Origin of the sequence: Halomonas sp. H5 (genome assembly GCF_050613175.1) — a bacterium.
GTDB classification, from domain to species: domain Bacteria; phylum Pseudomonadota; class Gammaproteobacteria; order Pseudomonadales; family Halomonadaceae; genus Bisbaumannia; species Bisbaumannia salifodinae.
Genome location: NZ_CP192510.1, coordinates 3,300,141 through 3,315,357, shown reverse-complemented (window position 1 = coordinate 3,315,357; position 15,217 = coordinate 3,300,141). Strand labels below are relative to the sequence as shown.

Below are 15,217 nucleotides of genomic sequence, written 5' to 3'. Positions count from 1 at the left end.
CGAACCGCCGCTCGATGAGCGGCGGTTCGTTGGTGGAGGGCTTTCCGATGGCCCTCAGCCGAGCATCAGCCGAACAGCCAGGGATCGATGAGTCCGCGCGGGTAGGTCAGGGTCAGCAGTGTCGCCATGCCGGCCAGGAAGGCCGTCACCCCGGCCGACATGCCGAGGGCCACCCAGGGCTTGAGGCGGGCGATGCTCAGCAGGAAGGCCAGGCAGAAAAGCGTCGCGGTGGTGATAAAGCCAAGCATCAGGATGGCGCCGACCAGGACGAAGAAACCCACCAGCCAGACGGCTTGCTGGCCCAGGGGCTGATGCTGCCACGTCGGGCGATGAATCAGGCTGCGCAGGATTTCCAGTAGGCAGGCGATGCCCATGATCGCAAGGGCCAGGCGCGGCATCAGGCCTCCGAGCAGGGTGAGATCGGCGAGGCTGAACCAGCCATAGATGGCCAGGCCCAGCAGGGCGACGAAGAGCACCAGATCGAGGGCGCCCATGGTGACTGGGGCCTTGGTGTCTGACGGGGCCGATGCCTCGGTGGTTACCGCCCGGCGCTTGCGCCACAGCGAACGCAGCATGGGCAGGAACAGCGCGGCGAGGATCATGGCGCCGATGATCAGCACACCCGGGCGCAGGAAGGCATCGCTGCCCTGGAACTGCGCGGCCTGGTAGAAATAGGCCTCGGCACCGGGGGCCAGGACGAAACCGATCAGGAAGGCGGGACGTGACCAGCCGGCCTGCTTGAACAGGACGCCGAGGACCCCGATCGCACCGAGAGCCAGCAGGTCCCCCGGGGAGCGCGTGGCCTGGAAGGCCGCGAACATGATCAGCACCGTGATCAGGGGCGCCAGGATGACGAAGGGCACACGGGTCAGGCTGGCGACCGGTCGGGCCAGGCCCAGGCAGAGCGCCGCGCCGAGGATGTTGGCCAGGGCCAGCGACCAGATGATGGTGTAGGTCAGGTCGAGATTGGTCTCGATCATGCTGACACCGGGCTGCAGGCCGAGCAGCAGCAGGCCCCCGAGGAAGACGGCGGCGGTACCCGAGCCGGGCACGCCGAACAGCAGGGTGGGCACCATGGCGCCACAGGCGCAGGCGTTGTTGGCGGATTCCGGGGCGATCACGCCGCGGATGTCGCCCTGGCCGAACTCGGACTTGTCCTTGGCGCTCTGCACGGCATGACCATAGGTCATCCAGTCCACCACCGAGCCGGCCAGGCCGGGGATCGTGCCCAGCAGGCTGCCGATGCCCGCGCAGCGCGCGACCAGCCCACGATTCTTGCCGACATCCTGGATGCCCTGGCGCCAGCCCTTGCCGAGCCGGGCGGACTCGCCGGCGATGGCGCCACGCTTGACCAGCAGATCGATGATCTCCGGGAGCGCGAAGATCCCCAGGCCGATGACCACCAGTGGCAGGCCATCGTAGAGGTAGTCGATGTCGAAGTTGAGACGGAACTCTCCCGTGGCGGGTGCCATGCCGATGGTACCGACCAGCAGGCCCAGGCCGCAGGCGGCGAGCCCCTTGAAGAGATCGCGTCCGGAGAGCACCGCCACCATCGATAGCCCCAGCAGGGTCAGCATGAAGAGCTCTGAGGAAGAGAATGACAGTACCACTGGCCGGGCGACCAGGATAAAGCCCGTCAGCACGGCGGCGCCGATCAGGCCGCCGATCATCGAGGAGAGAAAGGCACTGGACAGGGCCCGCGCGGCCTGGCCGCGCTTGGCCAGGGAGAAGCCGTCGATGACGGTGGCCTGGGAAGCGCTGGAGCCGGGGATGCCCAGCAACACCGAGGCGAAGGTATCGCCGGTGGGAATCACGGCGACCAGGCCCATCAGCATGCCGAGGGCGACGCTTGGCTCCATGCCGTAGAGGAAGGGCAACAGCAGCGCCATCCCCGCGATGCCGCCAAGACCGGGAATGATCCCGACCACCAGGCCGACCAGTACGCCGAGGACCATGTAGAGCAAGTGATGCAGGGTAAACAGCTGCCCCAGACTGGAGAGAAGGATATCGAACATGGGATGCGGCTCTCGCGTTGTTCGGTGAGTTGAGCCCGGAAGCATCGCCCCTGTAGTAAGGCGCCGATGCTTCCGGGCTCAGGTGTCAGATACGGGCGCCGTGCGTCGTTTCCAGCCAGTCCACGAGCCACTCGTGGGTCGCGTCGTCCAGGGACATGGCGTCCTCGAGATGTTGCTGGACGGTATCGCCAACGATCGGGGTGTAGGGCCCTAGCTGGGCGTCGGCTTCCCGCTCGAACGTCTCGCTGTCGATAAAGCTGCGGGCCGCTTCCCGGTAAGTCTCGATGAGTGCCTCGGGGGCGTCACTGGGTACCATGATCAGCTTCTGAAGCGTGAAGCCCGAGGCGAAGAACTTCCGGAAGGCCTCATTGGCGGGGCCGCTGGGGGCTTCGCCATGGAGTTCCTGATAGACCTCGTAAAAGGTGGGCAGGTCGGGAAAGGCCGGGTCGCGTACGATCTCCCCCTCGTCATTCAGCAGGCCGAGCGAAAAGAGGGGGACGGCGCGGCCCGATTCCACCAGGGGCGCCACATTACTCAGATAGGCGGAAGTGGTCTGGAAATCGATGTCCGCTTCGCCGCGTTCGAAGGCCAGGCGGCCCTCGCCACGGCTACGCAGGCCGGAGACGGCCTGAACCTCGACCCCCAGCATGTCCAGGGCGATCAGTACCGGCAGCTCGAGTCCGGTATGGCTCTGGGCCGCCAACATGACTGGCTGCTCCAGCAGGGCGGCCAGGGCGCTGTCGGCGTCGTCACTCAGGCCGGGTTGGGCATAGACGACACCCCCGGTCGGAGTGGCCAGGATCGGTGTCCAGTCGGCGTAGTCGTAGCGCACTCGGCGATCGCCCAGCATGGCGGGATATTGGGTCGAAGCGGAGGTGCCCAGCCACTCGCTGCCGTCGGTCCGGGCACGCATGGCAAAGAGGTTGGCGCCATTGATGGAACCACCGCCCGGCACATTATCGATCATGATGGTCGGCTGGCCAGGAATATGCTCGCTGAGCCAGGGGGCGAAGAAGCGCGCCCAGACATCGGTGCCACCACCGACGCCGAAGGGAATGACCCACCTGATGCTCTCGGGCACGTCCACGTCCTGTGCCTGTACGGGGGCGGTGACTGTCAAACTGAGCCCGGCGATTGCCAAGCCGAGTGCGGCGGCCTTTTTCAGGCGATCGAGCGAAGTGTGAGATGTCCTGGTCTTGTGGAGGGTCATGGCATGCTCCTGGGTTGTTGTCGTTAGTGGGTGGCAAAGATACTCGAGGGTAGCGATGATCAGTTGGCCTGCAATGCGGGCAATGCCTCATCGGGTGTCGTGGCGGCGGTGTAGAAGATCGTGCCGCTCATGATCTTCCTGGCGGTACGAATCAGTGACACGCGCGCGATATCGCAGGCGTTGTCCTGGCGGTGCTCGACGTCGAGGTCGATGAAGCCCGACGGGTGCTCCAGTCTCACCTGTGCCAGACGCTCCCCTTCGGCAACCCGCCCGCTTTCCACCGCGATACGGTGGGCGATGGTGCCGGGAACGCTGACCGCCGAGGCGACGGCAATGGCCCCCGTGACGGCGATGGCTTTGTGGCAGCGGTGGGGCACGAAGTACCTTGTGCACAGGGTGCTGGCGCTATCTCTCGGTGCGGAGACCAGCACCGGCTTGGGCAGGACACTCTGGCTGACGTCGCCCAGGCCCATGCGCTGTCCCGCCTCGCGGCGAATGCTTTCGAGCCGCTCGAGCAGGGCACGATCGGCATCCAGTTCGGCGGGGGGCTCATCTCCGCGCAGGCCGAGATCCGCCGCATCGAGCATGATGATCGGGGTCGCCGCGTCGAGGCAGGTGACATCGACGCCCTGGATCGCGTCGCAGGCCTTACCGGTGGGCAGCAGCACGCCGGTCTTGGCGCCGATAATGTCCAGGAAACTGAGCTGGATGCCGGCGGCACTTCCGGGCACGCCGCTGATGGAAGTGTCGCCCTCATAGCAAACCTGACGGCTCGGCGTCGGTACATGGCATTCGATCAGGCGCTGGGTGTTGAGGTTGCGCACCCGCACCACGGTCTTGCCGTCTTGGGGCTCGACCAGGCCCGTCTCGATCGCATAGGGGCCGACCGCCGAGAGCATGTTGCCGCAGTTCGGGGTGAAGTCAACGCGCCGCTTGAAGACATCCACCTGGGCAAAGAGGTAGTCGACATCGGCATCCGCATGGGAAGAGCGCTCCACGATGGCGATCTTGCTGGTCAGGGGGTCTCCGCCACCGATGCCATCGATCTGCAGGGCGTGACCCGACCCCATCAGGCTGAGGAGGATCTCGGCCTGGGCGTCCTGGCCGCTGGGAAGGTCACTCATGCGCAGGAAGGGGCCTCGGGAGGTACCGCCGCGCATGATCATGCAGGGAATGCTGTTTATCATCGTCATGCCACATCGCGTTGGGAAGTCGTGATATGAGCATGTCAGTGGCCAACTGATGCTTCAAATGCAAATAAACATAGGCATTGATTCGTTTTATGGATTAATGTGCTATGTTTATCAATGCCAATCGCGTCATGCAAGAGTGCCGATATGCGACATCGCCTGGAATTCCTTGATCTTCAAGCCTTTATACTGGTCGCCGAGCTGGGCTCTTTCCATGAGGCCGCGCAGCGCTTGCATCTTTCTCAGCCGGCGCTATCGCGACGCATCCAGAAGCTCGAGGAACTCCTGGAAATCGAGTTGCTGGAACGAACCACTCGAAGAACGCAACTGACGCCGATCGGGGCGGATTTCCTGCCACGCGCCAGGCGTATGATCGAGGAATATGAGTCATCGATTCTGAACATCCGCGAGCTGGCAACGCACCAGAAAGGCACGGTGACGATTGCCTGTCTTCCCACCGCGGCCTTCTACTTTCTCCCCAGCGTGATCCGTGGCTTTAGCGAGGCTTGGCCGGGTATCCGTATCCGCATCCTCGATGTGAGCGCCAAGGAGGGATTGGAGCGCGTCATAAGCGGTGAGGCCGACTTCGGCATCAACATGTTCAGCGCACAGAGCCCGGAGGTCTCCTTTACCCCATTGTTACGGGATCCCTTCGTACTGGCCCTGAGGTCGGATCATCCACTGGCGGCCAAGGAGAGCATCGAATGGGCGGATCTCGAGCAGGTACGGCTGATCACCGTGAGTCGCGACAGTGGCAATCGTACCTTGCTGGACAATGCCCTCTCCGCCGAAGGCCTCCGGCTGAACAGCTTTTACGAAGTCCAGCACCTGTCCACCTCGCTTGGCCTGGTCGAGTCCGGGCTAGGGGTGGCAATCCTGCCCAGGATGACGATGCCCGGCCCGGATCATGACACCCTCTGTGCACGCGAACTTCCCGAACCCCACATTCAGCGAACCATCGGCCTGGTCAGAAGCAATTCCCACAGTATTTCCAGCACCGCGCAACTGTTTATTGATTTGCTCCTCGAGCACTGGGGAAATTCCATGCACTCATGACGCTCTATGAGTGATTGGCGCCGATTCTCAACGCCGCATGGGCGAGCGCAGGCAGTGTTCGCAGTGGCATCAGACCCGTCCGCCACGGGGGAAGGCGCTGCCCTGGCGCAGCATTTGCCCCGGGCCGGTGTGTCCTCTCGACAAGCGCCGGCAGGGGGGCTTGCCCCCACCACGATGGTGGTAAGGGGCTGTCTCGTGGCTTGGGGGGGCGTTTCCTAGCCGTCGGCGGATGGCTCGCTCTGGCGCAGGAACCAGTCACGGAAGCGGCTCAACGCCTCATCGTCGGCCTTGTCCTCGCGATAGGCAAAGTAGTGGCGGGTTTCCTCCAGCACCACTTCCTGTTCCACCGGCCTGATCAAGCGCCCCTGCTCGACGAGGGGGGCTACCAGGTGATGCCAGCCCAGGGCCACGCCCTGATCATTGAGCACCATCTGGATCAGCAGGCTGTAATCATTGGCATTGAAGAAGTGGGGGCCCTGGGCGGGACGGTCCTCGATATCCAACTGATGAATGGCCAGCCAGACTCCCCAGTCCACGTGCTCGGACACCTGGGAGCGTCCATAGGGGCTCAGGTTGAGCAGCAGGCCATCCCTCAGGCCCTCCAGGGTGCGGATCTCGGGGTGCGTCTCCAGGTAGCTGGGCGTGCATACCGGATAGATGCGGTCATGGAAGATCGGCGTGCTCACATAGCCGTCGCGGATGCGTGACATCTTGGTGATAAAGATATCGGGATTGACCCCCGGTTCCATGGAGAGGAAGTTCTGGGTGGTGACCAGGTTGAGGTCGATATCCGGATTGTCGCTGAAGAAGCTGGGCAGCCGGGGGGATATCCACAGCGCAGAAAACGCCGGGGAGCAGCACAGGGTCAGGGTGCGCCTGGCGTTGCTGCCATGGTTTTTCTGAATGCGCTCTGCGGCCTGGGCGATATTAATAAAGGATAACTGCGCCGCATCGAAGAAGATCGAGCCGGCGGTGGTCAATTCCACCGAGCGTCCGGCTCTCTTGAACAGGGCGGTGCCGAGGTGGCTCTCGAGCTCACGGATCTGGCGGCTGATGGCGGCCTGGGTCACGCACAATGCCTCGGCGGCGCGGGTGAAGTTCTGGTAGCGGGCCGCGGCGACGAAGGATTTCACGGCCCGCAGGGAAGGCATCTTGAGCAGTGTCTGATCGGGGTCGGTGTGCTTGGTCATAACATGAAGTCATCATTAGTCGGACAAAAAAGTCAATTTCACCCGGGTAGCCGCGTCACTAGACTCGAGATACGGAAAATAAATCAGGCAGTCTTGCTAGGCTAACCGAATCTCCAGGCCAGCAACAGCCACCCCTATGCCACTCGACCGTCGACCTCTCAATGAGGGAGCCCATCTTCTATCGCTCCTGGTGGCGAACGCCTCGCTAGACCGTGTTCCCTGTGAAGGTTGATCCTGAGTCATCAGCCATGATGCCCATAAGACGATGAGCACTTCATTCAAGAGTTTGCTGAAACGCAAGAACCTGGCCCATTTGCCTCGGGATCCGTCGGGCGACGCCTCCGCGGGTGCTCGGCGGGCCACTTTCGTGCTGCTGGAACACTTTTCGCTGATGGCCTTTACCGGGGCGGTGGATGCCCTGGTCACCGCCAATCTGGTGACCCGGGAGCCCTTGACCGACGTCAGGACGCTCAGTCTCGGCGGCGAGGTAGTGGTCAGTGACCTGGGGATCGCCATTTCGGTGGATGGTGAGCTGGCGGAGCTCGAGATGCGCCGGGATGATCTCCTGATCCTCTGTGGTGGGCTCCGGGTTCACCTGGATGAGTCGCCGGCACTCCGCGCTCCGCTGGTGGCGGCCCAGCGAGCCGGGGTGACGCTGGGCGCGCTGTGGAACGGGGCCTACTTCCTCGCCGATGCCGGCCTGCTGGATGATCATGAGTGCGCCATTCATCCCGACTCCCGCGCCCTGATGATCGAGCGCTTCCCGCGGGTCAAGGTCTCCCGCCATTCCCATGTCCTGGATGGCCAGCGGATCAGCTGTGCCGGGGCCAACAGCTCGCTGAACATGATGCTGGGATGGCTGCGACACAACTACGACGCCATCATCGTCGACTCGGTGGAAGAGATCCTCAGCTGTGACAAGAGTCATGAGCTCTTGGGGGCCTCGGTGCTATCCGTCGATAGTGACCCGACCCTGCCGCAGCCCCTCAAGCTGGCGCTGGAGCTGATGCACAGCAATATCGAGGAGCCGCTGTCTCTGGATGAGGTGGCGCGCTGGGCCGGTCTGTCGCGTCGACAGTTGGAGCGCCTGTTCAGTCGCCATGTCGATGCCTCGCCCTCCCGCTACTATCTGGAACTGCGCCTGACCCGTGCGCGACAGTTGCTGCAGCAGACCAACCGGCCCATTGCCGAAATTGCCGTGGCCAGCGGCTTCGTCAGTATCACGCACTTCCGTCATTGCTTCCGCAAGTTCTTTCATGTCGCTCCGGGGCGATTCCGCCGCCGACATTACGCCAAGTAATTCAATCGCCCTACTTATGGTAATAAGGCAGGCGCATTGCTTCGCTTGTGCTCTGTTATAGGGAGGGTTTCTTGAGTGACGATAGATGAGATGCTGGAGGGTGGTCGGTCGTTGCTTTCTGCGAGTGGACTGATAACACCCGTTAATGATTAGCCGGAAGGAAATGTTAATTGTCCCGTTGTCGGGGTGAAATTACGCTTTATTTGTCGAGAAACCCCCAACAATATTCGCAAGGTGATTGTATGAACTTCGATGGCATCTGGACACCCGTAGTAACTCCCTTCGCCGAAGACGGCAGCATCCAGTTCGAGACCCTGGGCAAGGTGCTCGATACCCTGATCGATCAGGGCGTGCATGGCCTGATCATCGGTGGCACCACCGGTGAGTACTATGCGCTGAGCAAGGACGAGCGCAAGCGCGTCTTCGATGTGGTTGCCGCTCATGCCAAGGGCCGTATCCCGCTGATGGCCGGCGTCAATGCCACCACCACCGAAGACAGCCTGGAGCTGGGCCAGCATGCCAAGGCCGCCGGATTCGATGCCATCCTGGTGGCGGCGCCTTACTACTGCCAGCCGGCCCAGGACGAGCTGCTGACCCATATCCGGTGTGTCGATGATGCCCTCGATATGCCGATCATGCTCTACAACTTCCCCGACCGCACCGGTGTACCGATGACGCTTGAGTTGATCGAGGCGTTGCGTGATCGCCCGAATATCCAGGCGATCAAGGAGAGCACCGGCTCCATCGAGCGTATGCATGCCCTGGCGACCGAATTCAACGATCAGATTCAGCTCAGCTGTGGCATGGATGACCAGGTGCTGGAATTCTTCGTCTGGGGCGCTCGTAGCTGGGTGGGGGGAGCTTCCAACTTCCTGGCGCCGGAGCATGTGGCGCTGTACCAGGCCTGCGTCGTCGAGCGGGATTTCGTCGCCGGTCGCGAACTGGCCGCCCGCGTGCTGCCGATGCTCAACCTGCTGGAGCAGGGCGGCAAGTTCTGCCAGTACATCAAGTACGGCTGCGAACTGGCCGGTCTGCCGGTGGGGCCGGCGCGTCGTCCTCTGCTGCCCCTGAACGAGGCCGAGAAAGCGGCCTTCAAGCGTACCTACGATGCCCTGGTCGCCCAGCGCGGCTGATCCTCGGGCGGTGGAGGCCCTGCCATGCGGCTGAAATGCAAACACTTGCCCCAGGGTGATGGCCGGTGTGGCTGGTACGAGATGCTGCCGCCGCCGCCCCCCGCGACGCCGCTCAAGGGCGAGGTCAAGGCCGACTGGGTGGTGCTGGGGGCGGGGCTGGCCGGGCTCGCCGCCGCCCGCCGCCTGGCCGAGCTGTGTCCCGATGCCTCCATCGCCCTGGTGGATGCCCGGCGGGTGGGCTTCGGTTCGGCCGGGCGTAACTCCGGATTCATGATCGATCTGCCCCACGACCTGAACTCCCACGATTACACCGGGGATCGCAACCGGGATCTCCAGCAGATCCTCCTCAATCGCGGGGCGATCGACTATATGCGCGAGATCGTCCAGCGCCATGCCATCGACTGCGACTGGCGCGAGCAGGGCAAGCTGCACGGCGCGGTGGAGGATCACGGCATCCGCGCCCTGGAGGCCTTCGCCAAGGGGCTCTCGGGCCTGGGCGAGCCTTATCGCGTGCTCGACGCCGAGGAGATGCGGGCGATCACCGGCACCGGCTTCTACCGCTCGGGCCTGCATACTCCTGGCTGCGTGCTGGTCCAGCCCGCCGCCCTGGTCCGTGGCCTGGGCGCCACCCTGCCCGAGAACGTGCGGCTCTTCGAGGACACGCCGGTACGCGAGATTCGCCTCGGTAGGCCCCATGAGCTGGTCACCGACCGGGGGCGGATTACCGCGCCACGGCTGATCCTCGCCAATAACGCCTACGCGGCCCAGTTCGGCGGGCTAGGGCTCAAGGGGCGCATCCTGCCGGTCTACACCTACGGCAGCCTGACCCGTCAACTGAGCCCCGAGGAGCTCGCCACCCTGGGCGGCGAGGAGAACTGGGGGCTGATCCCCGCCGATCCCATGGGCACCACGGTGCGGCGGATGGCGAGCGGGCGTATCTGCATCCGCAACGCCTTTACCTATAACCCGAGGGTCGCGGCGAGTGCCGGGCATCTGACGCAGGCGCTCGCCGCCCACCGGCGCTCCTTCGAGCGGCGTTTCCCGATGCTCTCGGACGTCGGGCTGGAGTACACCTGGGGCGGTGCCCTCTGCGTCTCCCGCAACGGCGGCACGCCCTTCGGCGAGCTGGCACCCGGCGTGTTCAGCGCCGTCTGCCAGAACGGCCTGGGCCTGACCCGCGGCACCATCGCCGGGAAGCTGATCGCCGAACATGCCCTCGGCGAGGAGAGTGAGCTGCTCGACATCATGCTCAACCAACCCAAGCCGGTCGCCAACCCCCCCGAGCCGCTGCTCGGGATCGGGGTGCGCTCCACCCTCGCCTGGAAAGAGTGGAAGGCCGGCACCGAACGCTGAATTCCTGCACAAGAGGAGAACAACAATGTCCGATAGCCTCACCCCGAATGCCATCGCACAACAGGTCGAGCGGCTCGAATACCGCAACCAGGCCTTTATCGATGGTCAGTTCGTCCCGGCACAGTCCGGTGCCACCTACGAGACCCTCAATCCGGCCACCGGCGAGGTGCTGACCGAGGTCGCCGCCTGCACCGCCGAGGACGTGGACCGGGCCGTCCAGGCCGCCCGCCGTGCCTTCGAGGCCGGCGTCTGGTCGGGACTGGCTCCCGCCGAGCGCAAGGCCATCCTGCAGCGCTTCGCCGACCTGATCGAGGCCAACTGCCTGGAGCTGGCGGTGCTGGAGGCCCAGGAGGCCGGCAAGCCGATCGGCGAATGCTTCAACGTCGATATCCCCGATACCGCCAACACCATCCGCTGGCACGCCGAGGCCATCGACAAGCTCTACGACGCCGTGGCGCCCACCGAGAAGGGCGTGGTGGCCACCGTGACCCGCGAGCCCATCGGCGTGGTGGGGGCGGTGCTGCCGTGGAACTTCCCCGCCATGATGGCCGGTTGGAAGCTGGGTCCGGCGCTCGCCACCGGCAACAGCGTGGTGCTCAAGCCTGCCGAACTGACCTCGCTGAGTACCCTGCGCCTGGCCGAGCTGGCCCATGAGGCGGGGATTCCCGCCGGGGTGCTCAACGTGGTGCCGGGCCTGGGCCACGAGGCGGGCAAGGCCATCGGCCTGCATGCGGATATCGACCTGGCCGCCTTTACCGGTTCCACCGAGGTGGGCAGGAAGTTCCTCGAGTACTCGGCGGCCAGTAACCTCAAGCGGGTGGTGCTGGAGTGTGGCGGCAAGAACCCCCAGGTGGTAATGCCCGACGTCAGCGACCTCAAGACCGTGGCCAGCAACGTCCTCGCCGCCGCCTTCTGGAACATGGGCGAGAACTGCTCGGCGGGCTCGCGGCTGATCGTCCACCGCTCCATCAAGGACGATCTGGTCGATGAGATGCAGCGCCAACTGGAGAACGACTGGAAGACCGGCGATCCCCTGGACCCGGAGGTGCAGCTGGGCGCCCTGGTCGAGCGGGCCCATATGGAAAAGGTGCTGGGGCATATCGAGCGGGCCAAGGCCGAAGGGCTCAGGGTGGTCTCCGGCGGCGAGCGGCTGCGCGAGGAGAGCGGTGGCTATTTCGTCGCCCCGACCATCTTCGACGACGTTACCCCCGAGGCGGGAATCGCCCGGGAGGAGATCTTCGGCCCGGTGCTGGCGGTGATTCCCTTCGATACCGAGGAAGAGGCCATCGCCATCGCCAACGACACCTGCTACGGCCTGGCGGCCTCGCTGTGGAGCGAGGACCTGAACACCGTGCACCGCATGGCGGCGGCGATCAAGGCCGGCACCATTGCCGTCAACTGCTTCTCGGAAGGCGATATCACCACCCCCTTCGGCGGTTACAAGCAGTCCGGTTTCGGTGGGCGGGACAAGTCCGTGTATGCCCATGATCAGTATTGCGAGCTCAAGACCACCTGGATCCAGCTGTCCTGAGCCATTATCCAGCGTGTCCCACCATCCGCGGGATCGTGGATGGTGGTTGACTCACCGCCAGAGAGCATCGGCATATAGCGATGAATGCCACCTCCCTTCATCAGGCGTGGTAACCATAACCTCAGGTTTTGTTTTGCACGGAAGAAAAGTCGTTTCCCTTACCTTCGCCACAGTAATAGCTTGAATGCATGCCTGGCTAGGGTCGGGCAAGAGATGAATCCCAACTACAATAGCTCGTCTGGAGAAAACGTTATGACATTGAAAAGCTCAATAAAGGTTGCCTCAAGCATAGCTGCAGTATCGGTCGTCGCGACCCTCGGTTTCTCGGCTTCCATCTTGGCAAGCGATGAGGAGTTGCGGTTTACGATAGCAACGGAGGCAGGCGACCGAGAATCGCCCCATGGCCTGGCAGTAAAGAGAATCGCTGATATTGTCGAAGAGCAGTCCGATGGAAGAATCACCATGAATGTCTTCTATCAGGATGAGATCGGTGGTCCCCAGGAACTTTTCGACCAATTGATCAGAGGTAATATCGACCTCTTCCTGGGCTGGCCTCAAACTTCCTATGATGAGCGACTTGGCGTACTACAGCTGCCCTATCTGACCCTGGGTTGGGATGAGGCACTAGAGGCCTATGGAACCGATGGCTGGGTCTCCGAGGTCGTCGGGCCCATCCTTTCGGATATTGGCCTGGAATACCTGGGACCCTTCCCGGAAGGTTTCGGCGGTATCGCCACGGCGGATAGCTATGCTACCAACTATGAAGATGCGCGGGGAATCAAACTCCGCTCGCAGCCTATATTCCCGCTTCCCCAAACGATACAGGCCATGGGATTCCAGGCCGTGCCTATCGACTGGTCCGAGGTCTATACCTCCATCCAGACCGGGGTCGTCGATGGCGACTCGAGTAATGTGATCTACTGGGACTATACCTATTTCAGTGATCTTCTTGATTACTTCGTTCACTCCAAGCATAACTTTTCCTTCTATACTTTCCTGATGAATCAGGGTTCCTGGAACGCCCTCGATGAGGAAGACCGCGGGATCATCGCGGGTGCCGTGGAAGTCGTCGTCAATGAGCAGTTCGAGAATGCCAGGGAAGAGGATGAACGGTGGATCCAGACGGCCCAGGAAGACGGTATGGAATATATCGTGCCGTCCGATGAAGAGATGGCAGCCTGGATCGAGCGTGTCCGTGAGACAGTCTGGGTCGAGGCGGAGGAGTCCCTGGGCGAGGATGTCATGAACGCCGTCCGCGAGCATGCATCGGAACCGCAGTAACGACTTGCCGGAGCAATGGAGTGGCGCCTCTCAGCAAGGTCACTCCATGCTCGATTCCTTTCTGGGTAACATGGGGAAGTCATTATGGATTATTTCTCCCGCATCGATAATGTAGTCGCATTTATTATGAAGGCTGCCGTTACGGTCCTGGGCCTTTTCGTTTCCTTCGCCATGGTGGTAGGCATCGTTTCCAGGGCCTTGCTCGACGCTCCGGTCTTTGGCCTGGAGGAACTGGTGCTGATGGCCGCCATGTGGCTGTATATGCTCGGAGCCGCCCTGGCCTCGCGGGAGAGATCCCACCTCAGTGCGGACTTCATTCAGGCCTTCTCCAAGAATGAGACTCTGAATAATGTCACGAAGCTGATTGCCACTATCCTCTCGGTCGTATTGGCGGCCTTTTTCGTCAGCTGGAGCTACAGCCTGTTCTCCTGGGGCTTCGAGAGAGGGCAAGTCACACCGGTGTTCAGTATTCCGCAATATATTTCACAGGGGAGCCTCCTGATCGCGAGTGTCTTTCTGTTGCTCTATGCAATTAGAGACCTGGTTGATGATGTTGGGCAGCTGTTTAAAAAAGAAGTCGTATCTCATTAAAAAGCTGAAACCCAGTAAGAGGCCTCTTCCCAGAGGCTTCCTGACAATAATTGGAGAAACACATGGGTGCCTTGTTAGCGATAGGTGCAGTCATAATTCTAATGATCATAGGCGTTCCGGTTGTTTTCTCGTTCGCCGCCATGACGCTGGTACTTTCTCTCGCCTACGACGTCGATATCTCGTCGCTGATGACAACAGGGTTCTGGTCTATCAACTCCATTATCCTGCTCGCCCTCCCGTTATTTATCATGACAGGATATTTGATGCAGTCAGGGGGGATTGCGGCCAGGCTCATACGCTTCGTCGAGGCCATCGTTGGTTCGTCACGCAGTGGAATGGGCACTTCGATGGTGGTGGGCTGTGGTGTCTTCGGGGCCATTTCAGGGACGGCCTCGGCCGCGGTAGCCGCGATTGGCACCATCATGATCGGCCCGATGGAAAAACACGGCTATAGCCGCCCGTATTCCACCGCCCTGGTCGGGATCTCTTCGCTGCTCGGCCTGCTGATTCCGCCCAGCATCACCATGATCCTGTACGCGGTGGTGACTCGACAATCCGTCGCGGCCGTGTTCCTGGCGACCATCGGGCCGGGTATTCTGCTGATCATCTTCCTGTGTGTGATCAACGCCATCAAGACGCGCAAGAACCCCGATTATAGCCCGGAAACATTCACACTGAGTGAACGATTTCGTAATATTGGCAGCACCGGCTGGAAAGCCTTTCCTGCCTTGATGCTCCCGGTCATCATCCTGGGCGGTATCTATGGTGGCATCTTTACCCCTACCGAGGCGGCCGCCATTGCCGTCGTCTATGCCATTCCCGTCGGACTGTTCGTCTATCGCGATCTTAACCTGAAGGCCCTGGCACGGTGTTTCGTCCAAGCCGCCACGACCACTGGCGTCATCATGATCATCCTGCTGTTTTCCTTCGTGGCCAGTCGTATCTTTACCTTCGAGCGTGTACCCCAGGAACTCACCACGTTCTTGCTCGAGGTGTTCGAGAACAAGCTGCTGATTCTTCTCATGGTCAATATCTTCTTGATCCTGATGGGCATGATCATGGATGACGTGAGTGTCGTGGCCATCCTCAGCCCGCTGCTGTTGCCGGTCATGGAGAGTATCGGTATCCACCCGGTGCATTTTGCCGCCATCGTCGGTACCAGCGTCGTTATCGGTTGTAATAGCCCTCCCATGGCGCCCATCCTGTTCATGAGTTGTCGAATCGGCCAGGTCGGGATGTCCCAAGTCATTCGGCCCGCCTTCAGCTTTATGCTGCTGGCTGCTCTGCCTGTAATGTTGATCACGACCTACTGGCCGGCACTGTCGCTCTTCCTGCCTAAGCTGCTCGGTTATGTGAATTAATCGGTC

At 62.1% G+C, this 15,217-nt stretch carries 12 protein-coding genes; 8 read left to right on the top strand and 4 right to left on the bottom strand.

Annotation, left to right across the window (positions count from 1 at the left end; genetic code table 11):
• Positions 1-65 precede the first annotated feature (65 nt).
• From ACQ1W9_RS15265 to ACQ1W9_RS15255, 3 genes are all read right to left on the bottom strand, one after another.
• Positions 66-2,015 carry a tripartite tricarboxylate transporter permease gene (locus ACQ1W9_RS15265; protein WP_431024139.1) on the bottom strand — a complete coding sequence of 650 codons (1,950 nt, stop codon included), beginning with the start codon at positions 2,013-2,015 and terminating at the stop codon, positions 66-68.
• 85 nt (positions 2,016-2,100) lie between these two features.
• Entirely contained in the window at positions 2,101-3,096 is a 996-nt protein-coding gene (locus ACQ1W9_RS15260) for a tricarboxylate transporter (protein ID WP_431024138.1), read from the bottom strand.
• 188 nt (positions 3,097-3,284) lie between these two features.
• Complete coding sequence (locus ACQ1W9_RS15255) at positions 3,285-4,418, bottom strand: 4-oxalomesaconate tautomerase (RefSeq protein ID WP_431024137.1); 1,134 nt, start codon at positions 4,416-4,418, stop codon at positions 3,285-3,287.
• A 144-nt stretch (positions 4,419-4,562) separates the two neighbouring features.
• On the opposite strand from ACQ1W9_RS15255, the gene ACQ1W9_RS15250 reads away from it, so the two are divergent.
• Complete coding sequence (locus ACQ1W9_RS15250) at positions 4,563-5,471, top strand: LysR substrate-binding domain-containing protein (protein WP_431024136.1); 909 nt, start codon at positions 4,563-4,565, stop codon at positions 5,469-5,471.
• A gap of 215 nt (positions 5,472-5,686) precedes the next feature.
• Here the strand turns inward: ACQ1W9_RS15250 and ACQ1W9_RS15245 are convergent, their stop codons facing one another.
• Positions 5,687-6,661 carry a LysR substrate-binding domain-containing protein gene (locus ACQ1W9_RS15245; RefSeq protein WP_431024135.1) on the bottom strand — a complete coding sequence of 325 codons (975 nt, stop codon included), beginning with the start codon at positions 6,659-6,661 and terminating at the stop codon, positions 5,687-5,689.
• A gap of 265 nt (positions 6,662-6,926) precedes the next feature.
• Between ACQ1W9_RS15245 and ACQ1W9_RS15240 the strand changes: the two genes are divergently transcribed.
• The 7 genes from ACQ1W9_RS15240 (at position 6,927) to ACQ1W9_RS15210 (ending at position 15,211) form a co-directional block, all read left to right on the top strand.
• Positions 6,927-7,961 carry a GlxA family transcriptional regulator gene (locus ACQ1W9_RS15240; protein WP_431024134.1) on the top strand — a complete coding sequence of 345 codons (1,035 nt, stop codon included), beginning with the start codon at positions 6,927-6,929 and terminating at the stop codon, positions 7,959-7,961.
• A gap of 242 nt (positions 7,962-8,203) precedes the next feature.
• Positions 8,204-9,094, top strand: coding sequence for a 4-hydroxy-tetrahydrodipicolinate synthase (gene dapA / locus ACQ1W9_RS15235; RefSeq protein ID WP_431024133.1), 891 nt, complete (start codon positions 8,204-8,206; stop codon positions 9,092-9,094).
• Positions 9,095-9,118: 24 nt separating this feature from the next.
• Positions 9,119-10,447 carry an NAD(P)/FAD-dependent oxidoreductase gene (locus ACQ1W9_RS15230; protein WP_431024132.1) on the top strand — a complete coding sequence of 443 codons (1,329 nt, stop codon included), beginning with the start codon at positions 9,119-9,121 and terminating at the stop codon, positions 10,445-10,447.
• A gap of 25 nt (positions 10,448-10,472) precedes the next feature.
• The gene (locus tag ACQ1W9_RS15225) at positions 10,473-11,978 is read left to right on the top strand and encodes an aldehyde dehydrogenase (RefSeq protein ID WP_431024131.1); all 1,506 of its coding nucleotides are present in this window, start codon (positions 10,473-10,475) and stop codon (positions 11,976-11,978) included.
• A 252-nt stretch (positions 11,979-12,230) separates the two neighbouring features.
• The gene (gene dctP / locus ACQ1W9_RS15220) at positions 12,231-13,259 is read left to right on the top strand and encodes a TRAP transporter substrate-binding protein DctP (RefSeq protein ID WP_431024130.1); all 1,029 of its coding nucleotides are present in this window, start codon (positions 12,231-12,233) and stop codon (positions 13,257-13,259) included.
• Positions 13,260-13,343: 84 nt separating this feature from the next.
• The gene (locus ACQ1W9_RS15215) at positions 13,344-13,850 is read left to right on the top strand and encodes a TRAP transporter small permease (RefSeq protein WP_431024129.1); all 507 of its coding nucleotides are present in this window, start codon (positions 13,344-13,346) and stop codon (positions 13,848-13,850) included.
• Between the two features lie 62 nt (positions 13,851-13,912).
• Entirely contained in the window at positions 13,913-15,211 is a 1,299-nt protein-coding gene (locus tag ACQ1W9_RS15210; protein WP_346064283.1) for a TRAP transporter large permease, read from the top strand.
• Positions 15,212-15,217: the final 6 nt, after the last annotated feature.